This window comes from Streptomyces graminofaciens, from assembly GCF_030294945.1.
Taxonomy (GTDB): Bacteria; Actinomycetota; Actinomycetes; order Streptomycetales; family Streptomycetaceae; genus Streptomyces; species Streptomyces graminofaciens.
The window spans coordinates 7,810,132-7,830,082 of sequence record NZ_AP018448.1 but is presented as its reverse complement, the minus strand read 5'-3'; the positions used below and the strand labels follow the sequence as shown (position 1 = coordinate 7,830,082).

16 protein-coding genes are annotated in these 19,951 nt (G+C 68.9%); 5 read left to right on the top strand and 11 right to left on the bottom strand.

The window, feature by feature from the left end:
* Positions 1 to 39: 39 nt before the first annotated feature.
* On the bottom strand, positions 40 to 4,350 hold the full coding sequence (locus tag SGFS_RS34375) for a LamG domain-containing protein (RefSeq protein WP_286256077.1): 4,311 nt from the start codon (positions 4,348 to 4,350) through the stop codon (positions 40 to 42).
* A gap of 386 nt (positions 4,351 to 4,736) precedes the next feature.
* On the opposite strand from SGFS_RS34375, the gene SGFS_RS34370 reads away from it, so the two are divergent.
* The gene (locus SGFS_RS34370) at positions 4,737 to 5,231 is read left to right on the top strand and encodes a hypothetical protein (protein ID WP_286256076.1); all 495 of its coding nucleotides are present in this window, start codon (positions 4,737 to 4,739) and stop codon (positions 5,229 to 5,231) included.
* Between the two features lie 30 nt (positions 5,232 to 5,261).
* Here the strand turns inward: SGFS_RS34370 and SGFS_RS34365 are convergent, their stop codons facing one another.
* Together SGFS_RS34365 and SGFS_RS34360 are read right to left on the bottom strand one after the other, a co-directional pair.
* Positions 5,262 to 5,840 carry a hypothetical protein gene (locus SGFS_RS34365; RefSeq protein ID WP_286256075.1) on the bottom strand — a complete coding sequence of 193 codons (579 nt, stop codon included), beginning with the start codon at positions 5,838 to 5,840 and terminating at the stop codon, positions 5,262 to 5,264.
* A 264-nt stretch (positions 5,841 to 6,104) separates the two neighbouring features.
* Positions 6,105 to 8,015 (bottom strand): AMP-dependent synthetase/ligase, encoded by a 1,911-nt coding sequence (locus SGFS_RS34360; protein WP_286256074.1) that lies wholly within the window; start codon positions 8,013 to 8,015, stop codon positions 6,105 to 6,107.
* Between the two features lie 363 nt (positions 8,016 to 8,378).
* Here SGFS_RS34360 and SGFS_RS34355 point away from each other — a divergent pair, with 363 nt between their 5' ends.
* Complete coding sequence (locus SGFS_RS34355) at positions 8,379 to 9,392, top strand: MaoC family dehydratase (protein ID WP_286256073.1); 1,014 nt, start codon at positions 8,379 to 8,381, stop codon at positions 9,390 to 9,392.
* A gap of 54 nt (positions 9,393 to 9,446) precedes the next feature.
* Here SGFS_RS34355 and SGFS_RS34350 read toward each other — a convergent pair whose 3' ends face one another.
* The 6 genes from SGFS_RS34350 to SGFS_RS34325 form a co-directional block, all read right to left on the bottom strand.
* Positions 9,447 to 10,088, bottom strand: a complete 642-nt coding sequence (locus tag SGFS_RS34350; protein WP_286256072.1) for a TetR/AcrR family transcriptional regulator — start codon at positions 10,086 to 10,088, stop codon at positions 9,447 to 9,449.
* 64 nt (positions 10,089 to 10,152) lie between these two features.
* Entirely contained in the window at positions 10,153 to 10,458 is a 306-nt protein-coding gene (locus SGFS_RS34345; protein WP_286256071.1) for a DUF4229 domain-containing protein, read from the bottom strand.
* Between the two features lie 116 nt (positions 10,459 to 10,574).
* Entirely contained in the window at positions 10,575 to 11,099 is a 525-nt protein-coding gene (locus tag SGFS_RS34340; RefSeq protein WP_286256070.1) for a GNAT family N-acetyltransferase, read from the bottom strand.
* 150 nt (positions 11,100 to 11,249) lie between these two features.
* Positions 11,250 to 12,413 carry an aminofutalosine synthase MqnE gene (gene mqnE / locus SGFS_RS34335; RefSeq protein ID WP_286256069.1) on the bottom strand — a complete coding sequence of 388 codons (1,164 nt, stop codon included), beginning with the start codon at positions 12,411 to 12,413 and terminating at the stop codon, positions 11,250 to 11,252.
* An 86-nt stretch (positions 12,414 to 12,499) separates the two neighbouring features.
* The gene (locus tag SGFS_RS34330; protein WP_286256068.1) at positions 12,500 to 12,955 is read right to left on the bottom strand and encodes an Lrp/AsnC family transcriptional regulator; all 456 of its coding nucleotides are present in this window, start codon (positions 12,953 to 12,955) and stop codon (positions 12,500 to 12,502) included.
* Positions 12,956 to 13,078: 123 nt separating this feature from the next.
* Complete coding sequence (locus SGFS_RS34325) at positions 13,079 to 13,804, bottom strand: UbiX family flavin prenyltransferase (protein ID WP_286256067.1); 726 nt, start codon at positions 13,802 to 13,804, stop codon at positions 13,079 to 13,081.
* Positions 13,805 to 13,893: 89 nt separating this feature from the next.
* Between SGFS_RS34325 and SGFS_RS34320 the strand changes: the two genes are divergently transcribed.
* Positions 13,894 to 14,505 (top strand): rhomboid family intramembrane serine protease, encoded by a 612-nt coding sequence (locus tag SGFS_RS34320; protein ID WP_286256066.1) that lies wholly within the window; start codon positions 13,894 to 13,896, stop codon positions 14,503 to 14,505.
* 437 nt (positions 14,506 to 14,942) lie between these two features.
* Here the strand turns inward: SGFS_RS34320 and mqnP are convergent, their stop codons facing one another.
* Both mqnP and SGFS_RS34310 read right to left on the bottom strand, forming a co-directional pair.
* On the bottom strand, positions 14,943 to 15,845 hold the full coding sequence (gene mqnP / locus SGFS_RS34315) for a menaquinone biosynthesis prenyltransferase MqnP (RefSeq protein WP_286256065.1): 903 nt from the start codon (positions 15,843 to 15,845) through the stop codon (positions 14,943 to 14,945).
* Positions 15,842 to 17,299 (bottom strand): menaquinone biosynthesis decarboxylase, encoded by a 1,458-nt coding sequence (locus SGFS_RS34310; protein WP_286256064.1) that lies wholly within the window; start codon positions 17,297 to 17,299, stop codon positions 15,842 to 15,844. The genes mqnP and SGFS_RS34310 overlap by 4 nt, the downstream gene beginning before the upstream one ends.
* A gap of 153 nt (positions 17,300 to 17,452) precedes the next feature.
* On the opposite strand from SGFS_RS34310, the gene SGFS_RS34305 reads away from it, so the two are divergent.
* Positions 17,453 to 17,869, top strand: a complete 417-nt coding sequence (locus SGFS_RS34305) for a PLD nuclease N-terminal domain-containing protein (RefSeq protein WP_286256063.1) — start codon at positions 17,453 to 17,455, stop codon at positions 17,867 to 17,869.
* Positions 17,870 to 17,902: 33 nt separating this feature from the next.
* Complete coding sequence (locus tag SGFS_RS34300) at positions 17,903 to 19,903, top strand: NACHT domain-containing protein (protein WP_286256062.1); 2,001 nt, start codon at positions 17,903 to 17,905, stop codon at positions 19,901 to 19,903.
* The last annotated feature ends 48 nt before the right edge of the window (positions 19,904 to 19,951 follow it).

Genomic DNA, 19,951 nt, shown 5'->3' with positions numbered 1-19,951 from the left:
GGGTGCGCCGGACAGCCGACGCACCCGAAGTCGCTTCCGTCAGAAATCGTTCGGGACCTCGGTGGCCATGCCGGGCTGGCCGATGGCGAGCAGTCCGATCTGCTCCTCGCTCAGCGCGCCTTGGAAGGCCCAGACATCGGATACGGCGCCCGGCCAGTAGCCGCCCCAGGTGGTCGCTCCGGTCTTGGCCCGGCCTAGTTGCAGGGGCCGGGTGGACTTGAAGGACTGCACGTTCTCCGCCCAGGAGAACGTGTCCGCGCAGGTGGGCACGTCCTGCTCACCGTCGCCGTCCGCGTCTTCGCAGGCCACCTCTTCAGGTCTGCCGTTGACGTACAGCGTCAGCTGCTTGGTGAGCCCGTCGTACACGAGTGCCAGGTGCGTCCAGGAGGCGACTGTGGAGAACTGAGCGTTGTCGACCGTTGTGATCCTTGCGTCGGCGGTGTCCGTGGCGGCTGTCGTGATCCGCCAGCGCCCCGGATCGGTTGCCGGGTCGGCCCCCGGCTCGTAGCGCACCGCGAACGCGTCCTTCGTCGCACCGGGCACGCTCAGCAATGCCACGCCCTTCTCCGGAACGGCTGCCGCCTCCGCGAACGCCGTGATGGTGAAGCTGCCGGTGGTGTCGACCGGTGTGGTCGACGTCACCCCGTAGTCGTCGACACCGTCGAGCACGACGCCGCCGTCTACCCATCCAGAGCCGAACTGCGTCACGCCGTGCAGTGTCATGGCGTTGCCCGCCTCCGACGAGTCCGGAGTCACCAGCGGCGACCCCGAGGCCTGCTCGAACGTCCAGCGCCCCTTGACAAGCGGCCGTTGCTTGAGTGCCTGCCGCACTTCCTCGGCGGAGAGCGGGCGGTCGTACAGCCGAACGTCGTCGATCGTGCCCGGGAAGTGGCCCTTCATCTCGCCGTTGTAGGAGCCCGCCCCGATGTACATGGACTGGTCCGCATAGAAGGCGCTGGTCAGCTGCGTCGATCCGGCTTTGACACCGTTGACGTACAGCGTCAGTGTGTTCGCCACGGTGTCGTGCACACCGACCAGATGCACCCACTCGCCCGTGCGCGCTGTGGTGCCGTCGGGCTGCATGGCTCGGATCGGTGTCGCGTCCACCGCGTCGGAGGAGTACTGGTTGAATGCCCAGCGGTCGTAGGTCTTGGAGTAGTACAGCTCGAAGCCCGGGGCGTATTGGCCGGCTTGAGCGGTGATGATCGCCGCTCCGTCCGGCTTCCTGTCGAGCCTGGTCCACGCAGAGACCGTGAAGCTGCGGGAGGAGTTGATGTGTGGTGCCCGCTGCTGGCCGATCCTCGCGTAGCCGTCGGTGCCGTTGAACTTGGCTGCCTTGCCCGCCACTCCGGGAACACCGGTCGTGACACCGCCCGTGTACTTGGCCGGGATGACTCCGCCGTGGGCTTCGATGGTGTCAGCGTCCGCCTTTTCGTCGAGAGAGAAGATGGCGACGGCGGGTCGGCCGGGGTCTCCGACGGTCTGCTTGGCATACAGCTTGTCGACTTCGTCCTGGGCGACCGCCTTGTCGAAGAGCTGCACCTCGTCGACCGTGCCGGGGAAGAAGTCCTTCAGGGCACCGCTGTTCTTTCCTGCCCCGATTTGCAGGCCGCGCCGCGCGTTCCAGGTCATCTCGTGGGTGACCTCGCCCGTGAGTTTGCCATTGACGTACAGCCGCAGTTTCGTGGCCGCCGGGTCGTAGGTGCCCACCAAGTGGGTCCATGCCCCGGCCTCGGCTCCGCCCGCAGTGTTCGCCATGGCGCGCTTGGCCGTGGCTCCCTGCGTATCGGTTGCCAGGGTGCCGAACACCCAGCGGTCGTAGGCGGACGAGTAGAGCAGCTCGAAGCCGGCAGCTTCGTTGCCGATCTGGGTGGCCACCATCGCCCCGTGGTCTGGCTTGGTGTCCAGCTTGGCCCAGGCCGAGACAGAGAAGCCTGTGGTGGTGTCGACGGCCGACAGGTCGGTGGACCCGTAGCCGGTCGTACCGTCGAGGGCCAAGGCGGTACCGAGTGTGCCACTCGCTCCGGGGGTCGCCCCGCCCTCGAGGGCGAGTGTGCGTGCCGGAGTCGAGCCCACGGCCTGAGTCGCGCCCCGATCTTCGTCCAACTGCCAGGTCGCGCGCTCCGGTTGGCCGTTCTTGACCCGAAAACTGTAGCTGGACTCGGCGGAATTGCCAGCGGTGTCGAAGGCCCTGACGAACAACGTGTTGATACCGGCCCGGGGTGGCAGCAGTTTGATCGTCCTGGCGGCACCGCCCGTGGTCGCTACCTCGTTCTTGGACGTGGGGTCGGCGTTGAGGCCGTACCAGTACCTGGTGACGTCGGCCTCGCCGGCCTTCATGTCGAACGTCCCATACCTGCCGATCCCGTCGTACCAGGGATCGTTGGGGTCCTCTGCCTCAAAGGCAGGGTAATCGCCGGACGTGACGGTCGGTGGCTTTGGAGCCGAAGTGTCGTAGACGAAGTAGCAACCCGTGGCGTCACCGGCGTAGGACCACGGTGAGAAGACGCCGTCGTGGCCGTCCAGCCCCTTGTCCTTGACTCGCACGTACCAGTGGATCTGCTTGTTCGTCGGGATGGATTTGGGCAACGAGACAGTGAATCTGGTTCCGGAGTCGTCGAAGGCGCTCAGCCCCGGTTTCCATCGGGCGATCAGCCCCTTGCCGTCCCCGGCGTCCCACTTCGCCTGGATCTCAACGGCCACCTTGTCGCCGTCCGGATCCGTGACGTCGTCGACTGAGATCGTCCCCAGCGAGCGCATCCGCACCACGTTCTCGGGCTTTTTGCACGTACCGCCGTACTGCATCGTCAGTTGCGACATCTTCAGCTGTGGAGGCGGCCGGTTGTAGTACACCCGCAGATACGCGTCGTCCGAGAACCGCTTCCAGCCATACGGGTCATCCTCGTTGGACGCCTGCAGGCCGAATGTGATGCTCGACCACTTTTTGTCCGCGGCCTGCTGAATGACCGACTTCACGTTGAACTCCGCGTCCTTGGCGGAACAACCCTCGAACCCGTGCGCGAACGACTCGGTGGTCAGATGGTCGATCCAGAAGCCGGAACGGTTCTGTGAGTTCCAGGTCGTCGACTTCGAGATGTCGCCGGTCCGCCACAATTGGACGCCTCGCGCATCGCAGGACGCGGACCACGTGTTGCGGACGGTGAACTCGGCGGAGAGGATCTTCTTGCCCACGAACTTCGCGACGGGAACGCGGTAGAAGAGCCGCTTGGTGTCAAACGGCTGGCAGTACCACCAGGCGCAGTAGCCCATCCCCGCGTCGGACTCGCCGTTGAACTTCCACTGGGGCGACGAAGCCCAATACTTCGACGCCATGGTCCACGCTGTCGCCTTGGGCGCGCGCATCTGCGGGTCGATGAACACCGGGTACACGGTGTCCTTGCCCTTGAGGACCTCGGTGTCCGGTTTAAGCACGAGCGCGTCCTGAGTAGCGGGCACGTCCACGCCGACAGGGGCCAGTTTGCCCGACTCGGCGGCGCCGGGCTCGCCAACGGTCGGGCTGGCTTTCACAGCCGTGACCCGCGCCTCAGCGGTTTTCTGGGCGGTGGCCTTCTGGCCAGCCGTACCGGACACGGTGCCGCCCGGGCTGGAGTCCCACATCACCGGTTCCGGCGCTTCGAACACCGCGGTGCCGGCGCCCTTGTCCACAGCTTCCAGGCCACCGCCATTGGTCTCATGGACGTCCAGGCCTCGCGTGTCCATCTGCAGACGCAGCTCGGCCAGTTCCTCACTGGCCGCGGCCTCCGCCGACTTCACGACGAGCAGCTGCGTGTAGCCGTCCCCCTGTGCCCCGAGTCTGAGGTCGACGCCGGGCAGGACATTCGCATAGGTCGCGGTGTCACCGTCCAACTGTGGGGATGGGAGATCGCCCGGCCACGACAGCTCCAGCGTCCGCCCGGCCTTCGTCATCCGCACCATCGGGGCGTCACCGCCGCCGGAGAACTCCAGGCCGATCGTGGCGGCCTTCGGAGCCACCATCCCGTCATCGGCCTTCGCCAGATCGGTGTCGACGGCCTTCCAAACGCCGTCTACGCGCGTCCACACCGGCCGCAGATATTCGCGTGCCTCCAGCTTGCCGTCCGGAGTGGCGAACACCTCGCTGCTCTCACCGCGCTGGGAGACGACCTCCACGGAGCTGTCCGTTCGTTTGGCCTGCGCGAAGGCCTCGGATTCGCTGAGCGCGGGTTGCTCGGCGGTCCGCGTTTCCTGCTTCGTTTGCGCCGGCGTACCTCTGGACGTCGCCGCCAAGACGTCCACTGGCGCCAACGCGCTCAACGTCACCGCGGCGGATAACACCAATCCAGCAGCGCACAACCGTCTACCTGCAGGCATGAAGCACCCTTCCCCCCAGGGACTCCCCAGACCCTGCCTATCCGTGACTGGTCATCCACAAATCGTGAAGGGAGGGTAAAGCCCGCATCAATAACAGATCCAGAGCGTCACAAGCGGACATCGCACCCTCATGCGAACCAAACGCCACATGACAACGAGTGATGTGTGCCACAGGAGGGGCTCATGCGGCCCACAGTATTCCCGATTGCGATGCCCCAGAGGCTCAGCCTCGGCGATATCGCCCGTGCACCAACCATCGGGACAAAAGCCCACCATGTCCGCCGGTGCGAGTACTGAGGACTTCGCTGTGCAACCAAAGTGCAGTCAGCGAGATCTGTAAGGACTACCACCCACACTGCTCGCACCGAACCGACAGGACAGCGACGATGACGAAGAAGTGGTTCTTCCTGCTGTGCGGCGGGCTGTTCCTCGTCGCCGGGGTCGCCGTGGCCGTGTGGTGGATCTGGTTCCGGGCTCCCTACGCCCTCGCCGACTCGCCCGGGATCGATGTGACCGTGCGGGCGGAGAAGTCCAGGTATCCCGATGTCCAGGAGACCGCCGAGGACGTCGACACCCTCGTGCGCGTCTACATCCAGCGGCTCGAGGCCGGGGACTCGGAGGGCCTCGTCGAGCTTGCCGCGCCCGCTTACGACGGCGATCTCAGGGCAGCCGCCGACGAGTTCGTGCGCGAGTACGGCGAGGCGGCCGGTGGGCATGTCGACGTCACCGTGTTGGAGGGGTCCGTCGACTACTTCAATCCGATACGGGTGACATACGACAAGACCGGGCAGCAGCAGGAGCTGCTGCTCCTCAAGGATGAGGGTCACTGGTGGCTCGGCCTGGGGGAGGGCGACCCTGCGGCGGGCAAAGCCGACGAGTAGGCCTGCGGCAGGCGACAGATGGGCTCGGCTTCAGGACCGTTGCGCCTTCCGTAGTCGCTCGATCTGCTCCTCGATGACCTGACGCGGGAAGTTCCCCTTCCTCTCGGATTGCACCTGGCTGAATACGGCGATGGATGTGCCCGTTCTCACGAAGATTTCTTCCCTGCCCCCGAGCGCTTCTTCCGCCTCGCCCGACAGCTTCAACGGAATGACCGTACGGAAGGCGATGGCCTCGTCCCCGATGTCCGGCGCCTTCCCCACCTCGACCTCGGCGTCGTATTCACCCCCATTACTCACACCGGAGTAGGACTTGCACTTCTTGAGCGCTTTCCGCAGCCGCTGGAATGCCCGCTCGGCGCCGTCGTCGGCGTAGGAAGCGAGCGTCGCGGTGCCGGGCCAGATGTTGTCCTTCCAGTTGAAGATGCTGCTCACCGAGGCGGTCGTATCGTCGGCCTCCACGGTGTCGAGCACTGTCCGGCATGACGTGTCGGACACCGGTGGGAACGTGTTCTCGCTCTCGGGAGCGGAATCCTCGATGTTGACGCTCATGGCCTGCGGAACGTCTTCGGTGGTAAGAGCCGAAGATCTGAGTTCTTTGAGAGTGAGCACGCGTTGAGCGGATCTGCCGGGAGAACTCCCCGCTTCCGAGACCCCGCTTCCCTTCGGCTCCTGCTCCCCCGCGCAGCCGGGAACGGCGAGAATCACGACACCGGCCAGAGCTGATATCGACAGCTTTCGGGCGCTCAGCAATTGAACCCACCCCCGTGATGATCAATGTCCAGAGAGTCGGCCAGTAAAGCACAGAAGGTGAACCAGTACACGAGGATTTACGGGGCCGTGACCCCCTGGTCGTCCACTCGGTGAGATCGGGATCTAGCTCCCGTACAACCCTTCGATCTCCTCGGCGAACGCCTCCTCCACCACCTCCCTGCGCAGTTTCATCGAGGGCGTCAGGTGGCCCGCCTCCTCCGTGAAGCCCCCGGGCACCACCGTGAAGCGGCGGATGGACTCCGGGCGGGAGACCAGGCGGTTCGCCTCGTCCACGGCTCGCTGGAGGACCGTCAGGAGCTCCGGGTCGTCCGCGATGAGTTCCGGTGGCACCCCGTGTTTGCCGTTCATCTGGCGCCAGTGCGTGATGCCTTCGGGGTCCAGGGTCAGCAGGGCGGTGACATAGGGGCGGCGGTCGCCGATGACCATCGCGTGGGCGATCAGGGGGTGGGAGCGGAGCCAGTTCTCCAGGGGAGCCGGGGCCACGTTCTTGCCGCTCGCCGTGACCAGGATCTCCTTCTTACGGCCGGTGATGGTCAGGTAGCCGTCCTCGTCCAGCTCGCCTATGTCGCCCGTCGCGAACCAGCCGTCGGGGCCCGCCGGGACCACCCCGCCCCCGTGCGGATCCCAGTAGCCCCGGAAGATCTGGCCGCCGTGCAGCAGCACCTCGCCGTCCGTCGCTATGCGGACCCGCGTGCCGGGGAGCGGCCAGCCGACCGTGCCCAGGCGGGGGCGGATCGGTGGGGTGACCGTCACGGCCGCCGTCGTCTCCGTCATGCCGTAGCCCTCGAAGACCTCGATGCCGGCGCCCGCGTAGAAGGCCGCGAGTCTGCGGCCCAGGGGTGAGCCGCCGCAGATCAGGTAACGGACCCGGCCGCCCAGCGCATTGCGGATGCGCCGGTAGACGAGGGGGTCGTAGAAGGTGCGGGCCGCCTTCAGGAAGCCGGACGGGCCGGGTCCCGTGCCGTGCTGGTCGGCCTCCAGCGCCTCGCCGTAGCGGCGGGCGACCGTCGCCGCGCGGTCGAAGGACGAGGCGCGGCCCATGCGTTCGGCGGAGGCCCGGGCCGTGTTGAAGACCTTCTCCAGGACATAGGGGATGACCAGGAGGAAGGTCGGGCGGAAGGACTTCAGGTCCGCCAGCAGGTCCTCGGTGCGGAAGCTCGGCGAGTGGCCCAGGCGGACCCTCGCCCGCATACAGCCGATCGCCACCATGCGGCCGAAGACATGGGCGAGGGGGAGGAAGAGGAGGGTCGACGCCTCCTCGTCCGTCCTGGCCCGGAAGATCGGGTACAGGAGGTCGATCGCGTTGTCGACCTCCGCGAAGAAGTTGCCGTGGGTCAGCGCGCAGCCCTTCGGGCGGCCCGTCGTGCCCGAGGTGTAGATGAGGGTCGCCAGCGTGTCGGGGCCCAGCACCCCACGCCGTACGGCCACTTCCTGGTCCGGCACGTCACGGCCGCGCTCCGCGAGGCGTTCCACGTGGCCCTTCTCGAAGACCCACATGTGGCGCAGGTCGGGGATGCGATCGCGTTCGGGGCCGAGGGCCGCCGCCTGGCTCGTCGACTCCACCGCCAGCGCGACCGCGCCCGAGTCCTGGAGGATCCAGCGGGTCTGGAAGACGGACGAGGTGGGGTAGACGGGGACCGTCACCAGGCCCGCCGCCCACGCCGCGAAGTCCAGGAGCGTCCACTCGTACGTCGTGCGCGCCATGATCGCGAGACGGTCGCCCGGCATCAGGCCCTCCGCGATCAGGCCCTTCGCCACCGCGAGCACCTCGGCGGCGAAGCCGGCCGCCGTCACGTCCCGCCAACGGCCGTCCCCTTCGCCCTCGTCCGCGTACTTGCGGCTGAGGACCACGGCGTCCGGTTCCTGGGCCGCGTTGTCGAACGGGATCTCGGCGAGCGAGCCGTAGGTGACGGGCGTGGCGAGCGGCGGTACGTATGCCTCCCGCACGACGCCGTCCAGCCGCTTCAGCTCGGGGTCCACGAGCACGGGTTCGGTGCGGTCGAGGCTGGACACGGGCGGCTCCTGGGCCGGAAGAGCTACGGCTGAATAACGACGACGGAAGGACGACGGCGGAAGGACTACGGCGGAAGGACTACGGCGGAACGAGGGCTGAGAACCGGGATCGTACGGGGCGCCTGTGTGAGGTTGGTGTGAGTGTCGAGATGGTCCGGCGGTGGTCCGGGGCCGGGGATGTGCAGTCTCGTGGACCCTCCATGCGCTGCTCACGCGCAGGTCAAGGGCGCGCCAAGTTACCTGAGGGTCGTTCATCTCCCCCCTCCGACCATCACGCCGATCATCACTTACCTCGGGTAACCTGACTCCGGAGTAAGAAGCCGCGCGCACGAGCAAGTCCCGCGAGGAAGGGCGGACCGTTCGATGCACACCCTCACTCTCACCGGCGCCCCCTCACTCGGCCCCCTGCTCGCCCGGGGCGCCCTGCTCTCACCATGCAAGAGCCTCAGGCCGCCCCGCCTCACCGCGCCCTCGGGCCCCCGGCTCGTACTCCCCGGCGTGCGGATCGACCTCGCGCGCCTCGCCGCGTACGAGCGGGTCTGCGGCTTCCCCACCGGGGAGGACGCCGTCCCCGTCACTTACCCACACGTCCTCGGCTTCCCCCTCGCCATGCGGATCATGGCGGCCCGGGACTTCCCGCTGCCCCTCCTCGGGCTCGTCCACACCTCGATCGAGATCACCCGGCGACGACAGTTGGCCGCGACCGGTGAGTACGAACTCACCGTGTACGTCGACGAGTTGGCGCCCCATCGGCGGGGCACCGAGGCCACCGTCGTGACCGAGGTACGGGACGGGGGCGGGGTCGCCTGGGAGTCGCGGAGCACCTATCTCGCCCGGCACCGGACCGACGGCACCCAGGCTGTCGACGCCCGTTCCGACGGCGCCCGTTCCGACGGCGCCCGTTCCGACGGCGCCCGTTCCGACGGCGCCCGTTCCGACGGCGCCCGTTCCGACGGCGCCCGTTCCGGAGGCACCCGGGGCGGCGGCACCCGGGGCGGCGGCGGTGAGCGGTCGCGGGCGGAGCGCAAGCCGCTGCCGCCGGTCGCCGAATGGCGGCTGGGCGAGGATGTCGGGCGGCGGTACGGCACGGTGTCCGGCGACCGCAACCCGATCCATCTGCACCCGCTCGCCGCCCGCCTCTTCGGCTTCCCCCGGGCCATCGCGCACGGCATGTGGACGGTGGCCCGCTGCCTCGCCGAGCACGGCACACCGGCGGCGGTCCTCGTCCGTGCCGAGTTCAGGGCACCGGTACCGCTGCCGAGCACGGTGACGTACGGCGAGGACGGGACGGTCGGCGGCGGCTTCGAACTTCGCGGGGGCCCTCCAGGCGGGCAACGCGTCCATGTGACGGGCCACGTCCACCCGCTGGCCCTCTGAGGGTGGCGCCGGCGCTGCCCAAGCGGGGCGCCGCGTGACCACTCCCCGTTGAACTCAGTCGGCCGGTGTCCAGGGGCGGCCCTCCATGAGGTTGCCCAGGCCCGCCCAGGCGAAGTTCATGAGGGTGGCCGCGGCCTGGCGGGCGGAGACGCCGGGGGTGGTGTTGGCCCAGGCGGCGAGGGACTCGGCGGCGCCGACCAGGGCCTCGGCCAGGCCGGCGACCTCGCGTTCGGGAAGGTGCGGGTCCTGGCGGGCCTCACGGGCGCCGGCCAGGATCAGCTCGGTGACGAAGACCACCATCTCCGCGCGCATCGCGTCGGTCTCGGCGGCGAAGGGCTCGCCGTGCGTACGGGCCTGGAGGTGCAGCACGGACCAGGCGTCCGGGTTCCGCGCGGTGTGCGTGAAGAACGCCTGGAGCCCCTCCCAGAGCTGGCGGTCGGCGGGCAGACTCCGGTCCACACCGGCGTAGACGGCGCTGGTGAGCGCCTTGGCCTCGCGGCGGATGCAGGCGGTGAAGAGGTCTTCCTTGGAGTTCAGGTACAGGTAGACCAACGGCTTGGACACGCCCGCCAGTTCGGCGATCTCGTCCATCGACGCGGCGCGGTAGCCCCGCTGCCCGAAGGTCCGTACGGCCGCGTCCAGCATCTGCTGTTCCCGCACGGCGCGGGGCATCCGTTTGTTCTTCACAGCACCCATGCGGGCAAGCGTACGGTTCGATCGCCGGGGTTCGGTTCGGCGTGCGGGCGGTCGTGGGCGCGGGCTACGGGGTCTTGCCGTCGTGTGCCAGCGCCGCCGCGTCCACCGCGTCGTCCTCCTGGGTGCGGTTGGCCTCCAGGTTGGCCTTGGCGCGGTCGACGCGCTGGACGATCTGGACGGAGGCCTTGTCGCGCTCCTTGCGCAGCGCGACGAAGCTGATCGGCGCGGAGATCACGAGGGCGAGGAAGACCATCCACATGCCGTTGGAGGCACCGAGGCCGCGGGGGGCGAGGCCCGCGTAGACGAGGCCCCAGACGACCCCGAGGCAGCCCACGAAGATACCGAGGCGCATCAGTGTGTAGCGGAGCATCTCAATCCACTCTTCCGTTCCGGACCGGTCCCATAAAACGTTCCCAAAGGGGCACCGTCCAGTGAAGCACGGTCGGGGTGCGATCTTGCACCGGGGTACGGGCCGTCGCGGGACCCTCAGGTGAGCTGCAGCAGCATGACGATGTCGTCGCGGTCGTCGCCGGGCGCGACGCGGATGGCGCCCGGGACGCGGCCGACCTCCTTGTAGCCGCTGGAGGTGTAGAAGTGCTCAAGGCCGAGGCCGCCGCGGCAGGTGAGGCGGATGGCGTCGATGCCGTCGAAGCGGCGGGCGGCCTGTTCGGCCGCGTGCAGGAGGGCGCGGCCGTAGCCCTTGCCCTGGTGGGCGGGGTGGACCATCACCGTGTAGAGCCAGACCCAGTGGGTCATCAGGCGGTGGGTGTTGAAGGAGAAGAAGGCGGTGGCGGCGACCGTGCCGGTTTCGTCGAGGCCGACGAGGAGGCGGATACGGCCGTCCGCCATCGCGGTGACGTGCTTCAGCAGTTCCGGCCGGATCACCTCCGGCGTGACCGGCGGCACGAAGCCGACGGCTCCGCCGGCGTTGGAGACGTCTGCCCAGAGCTCGAGTATGCCGTCGTGGAGGGTGGGGGTGAGGGGCGGGTCGAGCTGGAAGGTAAGGGGCATGGGGGGAGGGTAATTATTACGGGGTGGGGCTTCAAGTGCGGGCGGATTTCCTCGCCCACGCCGCGTTCCCCGCGCCCCTTGAGAGGCGCGGGGAACTGCGCGAGAAACCACGATGAACCCGCGCCCACCGGCCGAACAACCCGCCGGCGGTCAGACGCGCATCGGCTGGGGCGACTCCCGGCGCGCCGGGTCCGGGCCCTCGTACTCGCGGATGATCTCGTAGCGCGTGTTCCGTTCCACCGGGCGGAAGCCGGCGTCGCGGATGAGGTCCAGCAGGTCCTCGCGGGTCAGCTTGTTCGGCGTGCCGTAGTTGTCGGCGTCGTGGGTGATCTTGTACTCCACCACCGAGCCGTCCATGTCGTCCGCCCCGTGCTGCAGCGCCAGCTGCGCGGTCTGGACGCCGTGCATGACCCAGAAGACCTTCACATGCGGGACGTTGTCGAAGAGGAGGCGGGAGACCGCGAAGGTCTTCAGCGCCTCCGCCCCCGTCGCCATCTGCGTACGCGCCTGGAGCCGGTTGCGTACCTTCCCGTCCTTCACGTCCACGAAGTCGTGCTGGTAGCGCAGGGGGATGAAGACCTGGAAGCCGTTCGTCTCGTCCTGGAGCTCACGGAGACGGAGGACGTGGTCGACCCGGTGCCGCGGCTCCTCGATGTGGCCGTAGAGCATCGTGCACGGGGTCTTCAGCCCCTTCTCGTGCGCGAGCCGGTGAATCCGCGACCAGTCCTCCCAGTGCGTCCGGTGGTCGACGATGTGCTGCCGGACCTCCCAGTCGAAGATCTCCGCGCCACCACCCGTCAGCGACTCCAGACCCGCGTCGATCAGCTCGTCCAGGATCTCCGACGCCGACAGACCGCTGATCGTCTCGAAGTGGTGGATCTCCGTCGCCGTGAAGGCCTTCAACGACACGTTCGGAAGGGCGGCCTTCAGCTCGCGCAGCGACCGCGGGTAGTAGCGCCACGGCAGGTTCGGGTGCAGGCCGTTGACGATGTGCAGCTCGGTGAGGTTCTCGCCCTCCATCGCCTTGGCGAGCTTCACCGCCTCCTCGATGCGCATCGTGTACGCGTCCTTCTCGCCCGGCTTGCGCTGGAACGAGCAGTAGGCGCAGGACGCGGTGCACACGTTCGTCATGTTGAGGTGGCGGTTGACGTTGAAGTGCACGACATCGCCGTTCTTGCGCGTGCGCACCTCGTGGGCCAGCCCGCCCAGCCACGCCAAGTCGTCCGACTCGTACAGCGCGATGCCGTCCTCACGGGTCAGCCGCTCACCGGCCCGGACCTTGTCCTCCAGCTCGCGCTTGAGCCCGACGTCCATGCTCACTCCCACCATCTCCGACAGATCCGACCCACCGTACTCCCCCACCCTTCGGGCGGGAGGTGCCCCCATGGGGCGCCGAGCGCCTAACGCTCCTCAGGCAGCTCACCCACCCGGTTCTCCCACTTGGTGGAGAGCACGATCGTCGTACGGGTCCTCGACACGCCCTTCGTGCCCGACAGACGACGGATCGTCTTCTCCAGGCCGTCCACGTCGGACGCGCGGACCTTGAGCATGAACGAGTCGTCGCCGGCGATGAACCAGCAGTCCTCGATCTCGTTCAGATCGCGCAGCCGGTTGGCCACGTCCTCGTGGTCGGCGGCGTCGGAGAGGGAGATGCCGATGAGGGCGGTGACGCCGAGGCCGAGCGAGGCGGCGTTCACCGTGGCGCGGTAGCCGGTGATGACCCCGGCCGCCTCCAGCCGGTTGATGCGGTCGGTGACACTGGGTCCCGACAGACCGACGAGGCGTCCCAGCTCCGCGTAGGAGGCCCGGCCGTTCTCCCTCAGGGCCTGGATGAGCTGCCTGTCCACCGCGTCCATGCGATCGGTTGCCTTCCGGTGAAGAGTTGCGTTGTCGACTGAAGAGATGTCAGAAGAGATGTCTGAAGAGATAGAGGGGGCAGAGGTGTTGGAGGTGCCCGAGGTCGGCGTGATCGGGGCCGCTCAGGCTCCGGTTCCGGCTCCGGTTCCGGTTCCGTTGGTACTGGGCGTGCGCGCGCCGCCGATGTCGCCCTCCCAGCGGCGGTACAGGGTGTGCGGGACGCCCGCCGCGTCCAGCACCCGGCCGGCCACGAAGTCCACCAGGTCCTGGATGTGGCCGGCGCCCGCGTAGAAGGCCGGGGAGGCGGGCAGTACGGTCGCGCCCGCGTCGTCCAGGGCGACGAGGTGGCGCAGGGTCTGCCCGTTCAGCGGGGTCTCGCGTACGGCGACGACCAGGGTGCGGCCCTCCTTCAGGGTCACGCTCGCCGCCCGCTGCAACAGGTCCTTCGACAGACCGAGCGCGACGCCGGCGACGCAGGCCGTGGAGGCGGGGACGATCAGCATGCCCCTGCTCGGGTACGAGCCCGAGGAGGGTCCGGCGGCCAGGTCGCCGGTGGCCCAGTACCGTACGCGGTCGCCGTCGACGTCCACGGCAAAGGTGCCGGGCTTGCCGTCGGCGCCCCTGGCCAGCCATTCCCGCAGGTCGTCGCGCCAGTGGGCGTCGCGGAAGGAGATGCCGGTCTCGTCCAGCAGGGTCAGCCGGGAGGCCCGGGACACCACGAGGTCGACGCTCTCACCGGCGGCGAGGAGGGCGCGCAGGACAGCCGCGGCATATGGGGTGCCGGATGCGCCGGACACCCCTACGATCCAAGGCGTACGCGGCGTCTCTCCTGGCTTGACTGGGTTCACGAGACCGAGCCTATCCGGCGTCGCGGGGCGGGAACCGGCCAAGGGGGCTTGGCCGTTTCCCGGAGGGACGAGTTGACACGGGGGTTGTCATGACGGCGGGTGGCGTAGCGGGCTCGGAGCAGAGATGGACGGGCGGGGACCGAGCGAGGGCCGCGGCCAAGGTGATGGTCGGCTGGGTGGCGTTGCTGTGGGTGCTGGAGGTCGTGGACGTGGTGAGCGGCCACGCCCTGGACGACCTCGGGATCGCTCCGCGTGAGCCGTCCGAGTTGGTGGACATCGTCCCGGCGGCCTTCCTGCACTTCGGCTTTGGCCATGTCGCGGCGAACAGCGTGCCGTTGCTGGTGCTCGGGTTCCTGTCGGCGCTCGGGGGGCTGCGTCGCTTCTTCGCGGTCTGTGCGCTGATCATCGTGGCCGACGGGCTCGGGGTCTGGCTGATATCCCCGTCGAACACGAACACGGCGGGGGCGTCCGGGGTGGTCTTCGGCCTCTTCGGTTTCCTGCTGGTCAGCGGTTTCGTCGAGCGGCGTTTCCTCGGGGTGCTCGTCGGGTTCGGCATCGCGGCGGCCTGGGGTGGCTCGATCCTCGCGGGGCTCGCGCCCACGCAGACGGGGATCAGCTGGCAGGGGCATCTGATCGGGCTGGTGACGGGGGTGGTGGCGGCGTTCGTGTTCCGTCGGAGGGCGGCTGTCGGGTGGGGCTGATTCCTGCCCCGTCGGCCGCCCCGTTGGGCGGACGAGCTCGGGTGGATGAGGTTGTCATCCGGCGGGTGCAGGTGGGTGGGGGCTGATCGCGCGGTTCCCCACGCCCCTGAGGACAACGGCCCGGCCCTCCGGGCCGCCGCGTTGCGCGCCTTGGCTTGCCGGGTTCGCTTGTCGCCTTGGCTTGTCGCCTTTGCTTGTCGGCTTCGCTTGTCGCCTTGGCTTGTCGGCTTCGCTTGCCGGCTTCGCGCTCCTGGGTGAAGACCAGGGCGCAGCCTGGTCTTCTCAAGGGCGCGGAGAACTGCGCGAGCGACCACGACGGACCCGGACCCGCCGATGAGCGACCACCCCCGAGCTCTCAGGCGCGGCGGGGTCGAAGGGGCGGCAGCCCCTGTGGGATGGGACGGGTAGGGGCGGCGGGGGCGAAAAGCGCTGGTCGGCTAGACGGTCAGGCCCCGCACCAGCAGGTCCAGCAGCGCACACACGAACAAGGCGATCCCGATGAACCCGTTGACACTGAAGAACGCCCGGCTCAAGCGGGACAAGTCATGCGGCCGCACGATCGTGTGCTCGTACACGAACGCACCGGCGACGATCAGCAACCCGAGCCACAGGAACGCGCCCGCGTCCGTCGCCACCGCGTACCAGACGAACAGCGCCGTCGTGAGGACGTGACACACCCGCGCCGCCCAGATCGCCGCCGGGATCCCGAAGCGGGCCGGCACCGACAGGACACCCGTCTCCCGGTCGGACTCGACGTCCTGGCAGGCGTAGATCAGATCGAATCCGCCGATCCATATACCGACCGCCAGCCCGAGGATCACCGCGTCCCACGACCACTCCCCCGTGATCGCCAGCCAGCCCCCCACCGGCCCCATCGCCTGCGCCAGCCCCAGGATCGCCTGGGGGTAGTTCGTGAAGCGCTTGCCGTACGGATAGACCACCATCGGGATCACCGCGACGGGAGCCAGGGCCAGGCAGAGGGGGTTCAGGAGGGCCGCCGAGCCGAGGAAGATCACGACCGCGACGAGGGCGCCCGTCCAGGCGTGCTTCACCGACATCGCGCCCGTCACCAGCTCGCGGTGCGCCGTACGCGGGTTACGGGCGTCGATCTCGCGGTCGATGATCCGGTTCACCGCCATGGCGAACGTACGCAGGCCCACCATGCAGACGGTGACGAGGAGGAGACGGCTCCAGTGGATGTTGCCGTCCAGCTGGAACATCGCCGTCAGCGCGGCGATGTAGGCGAAGGGCAGCGCGAAGATCGAGTGTTCGATCATCACCAGGCGGAGGAACGCCTTGGTGCGGCCCGGCTGGGGGATGGCGGCGGAGGCGCTGCTCACAGCCCGTACTCCTTCCAGCGGCGGTCCACGAGGGCCGCCGTGGCCGGGTCCGACTCGACCATGTCCGGCCAGCCACCGTCCCGTGTGTACCCCTCCTCGGGCCACTTCCGCGTCGCGTCGATACCCGCCTTGCCGCCCCAGAACTGCTGGTAGGAGGAGTGGTCCAGATGGTCGACCGGGCCCTCCACCACCGTCAGGTCACGGGCGTAGTCCGTGTTGCCGAGGGCCCGCCACGACACCTCGTGCAGGTCGTGGACGTCGCAGTCGGCGTCGACGACCACGATCAGTTTCGTCAGGGACATCATGTGGGCGCCCCAGATCGCGTGCATGACCTTCTGCGCGTGCTTGGGGTACTTCTTCTCGATCGAGACGATCGCGCAGTTGTGGAAGCCGCCCGACTCGGGGAGGTGGTAGTCCACGATGTCCGGCACGATGATCTTCAGGAGCGGGAGGAAGAAGCGCTCCGTCGCCCGGCCCAGCGGCCCGTCCTCCGTCGGCGGGCGGCCCACCACGATCGACTGGAGCAACGGCCGCTTCCGCATCGTCACGCAGTCGATCTTCAGGGCGGGGAACGGTTCCTGCGGGGTGTAGAACCCGGTGTGGTCGCCGAACGGGCCCTCGGGGAGCATCTCGCCGGGCTCCAGCCAGCCCTCGATCACGACCTCGGCCTGCGCCGGCACCTGCAACGGCACCGTCTTGCAGTCCACCATCTCGATCCGCTTGCCGGAGAGGAACCCGGCGAACAGGTACTCGTCGATGTCACCGGGGAGCGGGGCGGTCGAGGCGTACGTCACGGCGGGCGGGCAGCCGAAGGCGATGGCGACCGGCAGTCGCTCGCCCCGCTTCGCGGCCACCTGGTAGTGGTTGCGGCTGTCCTTGTGGATCTGCCAGTGCATGCCGATGGTGCGCTTGTCGTGGCGCTGGAGGCGGTAGAGGCCGAGGTTGCGGACGCCGGTCTCGGGGTGCTTGGTGTGGGTGAGCCCCAGGTTGAAGAAGGAGCCGCCGTCCTTGGGCCAGGTGAAGAGGGCGGGAAGGTCGTCCAGGTCGACGTCGTCGCCGTACAGCACGACCTCCTGTACGGGGGCGCTGTCGGACTTCACCTTCTTCGGCGGTACGTGCGTCATCGCGCCGAGCTTCCCGAAGGCCTCGCGCACGCCGATGAAACCCTGCGGCAGCTCCGGCTTGAGCAGCCCGCCGATCTTGCCGCTGATCTCCTCGTACGACTTCAGGCCGAGCGCCTTCAGCAGGCGGCGGTCGGTGCCGAAGACGTTCATCGCGAGGGGCATGCTCGACCCCTTCACGTTCTCGAAGAGAAGCGCGGGGCCGCCGGCCTTGTTGACCCGGTCGACGATCTCCCCGACCTCCAGATACGGGTCGACCTCGGCCTTGATCCGCTTGAGATCGCCCTCGCGGTCCAGCGCGCGGAGCAGGGAGCGAAGATCGTCGTAAGCCATGGGGTCAAGTATCCCCGAGGGGCTACCCTGACCCCGTCACGGGGGCCCGGCACGCGGCCCCGGCGTCATTTCCGTCCGGGCCGGCGCGTACGGCCCACCGTCACTTCCGGGGCCGGTACGCGGCCCGCACCACCGTTTCCAGGGGGCTGTTCCATGCTCAGGCTGCTGATGTACCTCGTGCCGCTCGCGCTCACGATCTACGCCTTCATCGACTGCCTGAACACCCCCGAGGACGAGGCGAAGCACCTGCCGAAGATCGCCTGGGTCTTCATCATCCTGCTCTTCTGGATCGTCGGCCCGATCGCCTGGCTGGCGGCGGGCAAGCTGCGCCACGCCCCGGCCGACGGCCGCACCCCCTCCGAGTGGCACCGCAACCGCCGTACGGAGTACGTGGCGCCCGACGACAACCCCGAGTTCCTGAAGTCCCTCACCGAGGGCAACAAGAAGGACGAGTCCCTCCTGAAGAGCTGGGAGGCCGACCTGCGCCGCCGTGAGGAGGAGCTGAAGCGGCGGGAGGAAGGGAAGGGGGAGAAGGGCGAGGGGAACGGGAAGAAGGACGGGGAGGAGTAGGCGGCCGGGGGGCCGTTGCCGGGGGAGGGCGAGTTGGCCGAGGACGACAGGGCGGTCGTACGCAACACCGTGCACGGGGGCGTACACAACAGCACGGTCTTCCAGGCGCAGCAGGTCGACAACCACTGGTACACGTACCTGCTGCCCCGGCGGTGGACGGAGTGGACCGAACTGCTCGCCCAGCAGGTGCTGGATGTCGAACAGGCCGCGTGGCGACGGCTGCTGGGCGACGACAGCAAACGGATCAACCTGCGGTACCGGCAGGTGGCGGAGGACGGCCGGGCGGCGGCGAACACCGCCCACGCGGGCAGGCTGCTCGCCGTCGGCTCCGATCAGCCGGACATCCACACGTACTTCACGTCCCTCGTCCCCCGGCGTCTGGTCATCACCGGACCGGCGGGTTCCGGGAAGACCATGCTGGCCCTGGAGCTACTGCTGGCGCTGATCGAGAAGCGGGCGCCGGGCGATCCGGTTCCGGTACGCGTCCCGCTGGCGGGCTGGGACACCCGGCGACCTCTCGACGAGGTGCTCGAAGACGAGTTGCGCCAGGTGTACCGCTGGTCCCGGCGCCGCGCGCGTGGTCTGGTCGCCCGGCGTCTCGTCCTTCCGGTGCTGGACGGCCTCGACGAGATGGACGAGCCGTCGGGGAGCGGCAGACCCGACCCGGTCGCGCCCCGGGCCAGGGCCCTGCTCGACGCGCTCAACGCGTACCAGGACGGGCGCCTGCCCGGAGCCGTCGTACTGACCGCGCGGGACGAGGCCTACGCCGTTCTCGCGCACGGCCCGGGCCCGGACCGGCGGCACCGGCTGCTGGACGCGGCCCGGGTCGCCGTCGAACCCGTGATCGCCGCCGACGCGCTGGACTACCTCACCGAACGCGCCACGAGCCGCACCCGTTGGAAGCCCCTGCTCGACCATCTCGCCGACCGCCCCGCCGGCCCGCTCGCCCGTCTGCTCTCGACGCCCTGGCGACTGTGCATGGTCGCCACGGTCTACGGCGCCGACGGCGACCCCGGTGAGCTGCTGCCCCGCCGCTCCGCCAAACGCCTGGACCACCTGCTGCTGTCCCGCTATATCCCGGCGGTGACGGCGCTCCACCCCGGCCACGACCCGGACGACGTACACCGGTGGCTGCACCCACTGGCCCGGCACGCGCGCGGTGACGGTGCAGGTGACAGCAACGGTGACGGTGACGGGGCCGAACCGGGTGCCGGTGTGCCCCAGCCGGTGCTCGCCCTGCACCAACTGTGGTTGATGGCGGGGGCGAAGAGGGTCCGGTCGTTCCGGCGGCAGATCCTGCATCTCGGCTTCGCGACGATGCTCGCGCTGTCGTTTGTACTGTCGACGGCCACCGGTGACGGCACCATCCTGGTCTCGACGGGCATGCTCACGTGGGCGATGGGCCTGACGGTCCTGACCGCCGAGCCGACGACCGAAGCCAAGGCCGCCGGACGCTCGGGCTTCATGCAGCTCGTGGACACGACGGACACCGAGCCCCGTACGCTCCGCCACCTCGCTCCCTGGCTGCATCCCTTCCGGTTCACCGCTCTGGCCACCTTGATCACGACTGCGGGATGGGGCCTCAGCACCCTGACCCGTTGGCAGGCCGGGCTCGCCATGTCCGTCGGGGTCGCGCTGCCCGTCCTGCTCGCCTTCCAACTGCACTCGCCCTCGGACGTCGTGCCGCCCCGGCGGATCATGCGTCAGGAGTTCATGTCGACCGGCCTGGGGAGCCTGTGCCTGACCCTCGGCCTGCTCGGCCGGATCGACGGCGACCACGGCCTGTGGGAGTCGGTGGTGCTGGCGGTCCCCTCGGGCCTGTACTGCTACTGCGCAATCGTGGGCGGCGCCACCATGCGCTACCTCGCCTTCCGCCACCTCACCCGCGGCACCCTGCCCCTCCGGCTCGGCGCCTTCCTCGACTGGGCGGCGGAGGCGGGTCTGCTGCGCCGCAGCGGCCTCGGCCACGAGTTCCGTCACCGTGAACTGCTCGACTGGCTCGCGAAGCATCCGGACCCGCCGAAGCCCGACTGAGTTCGACACGATGGGCGTCTCCCCGAGCCTGCAGAAAGCGTCCTGGCA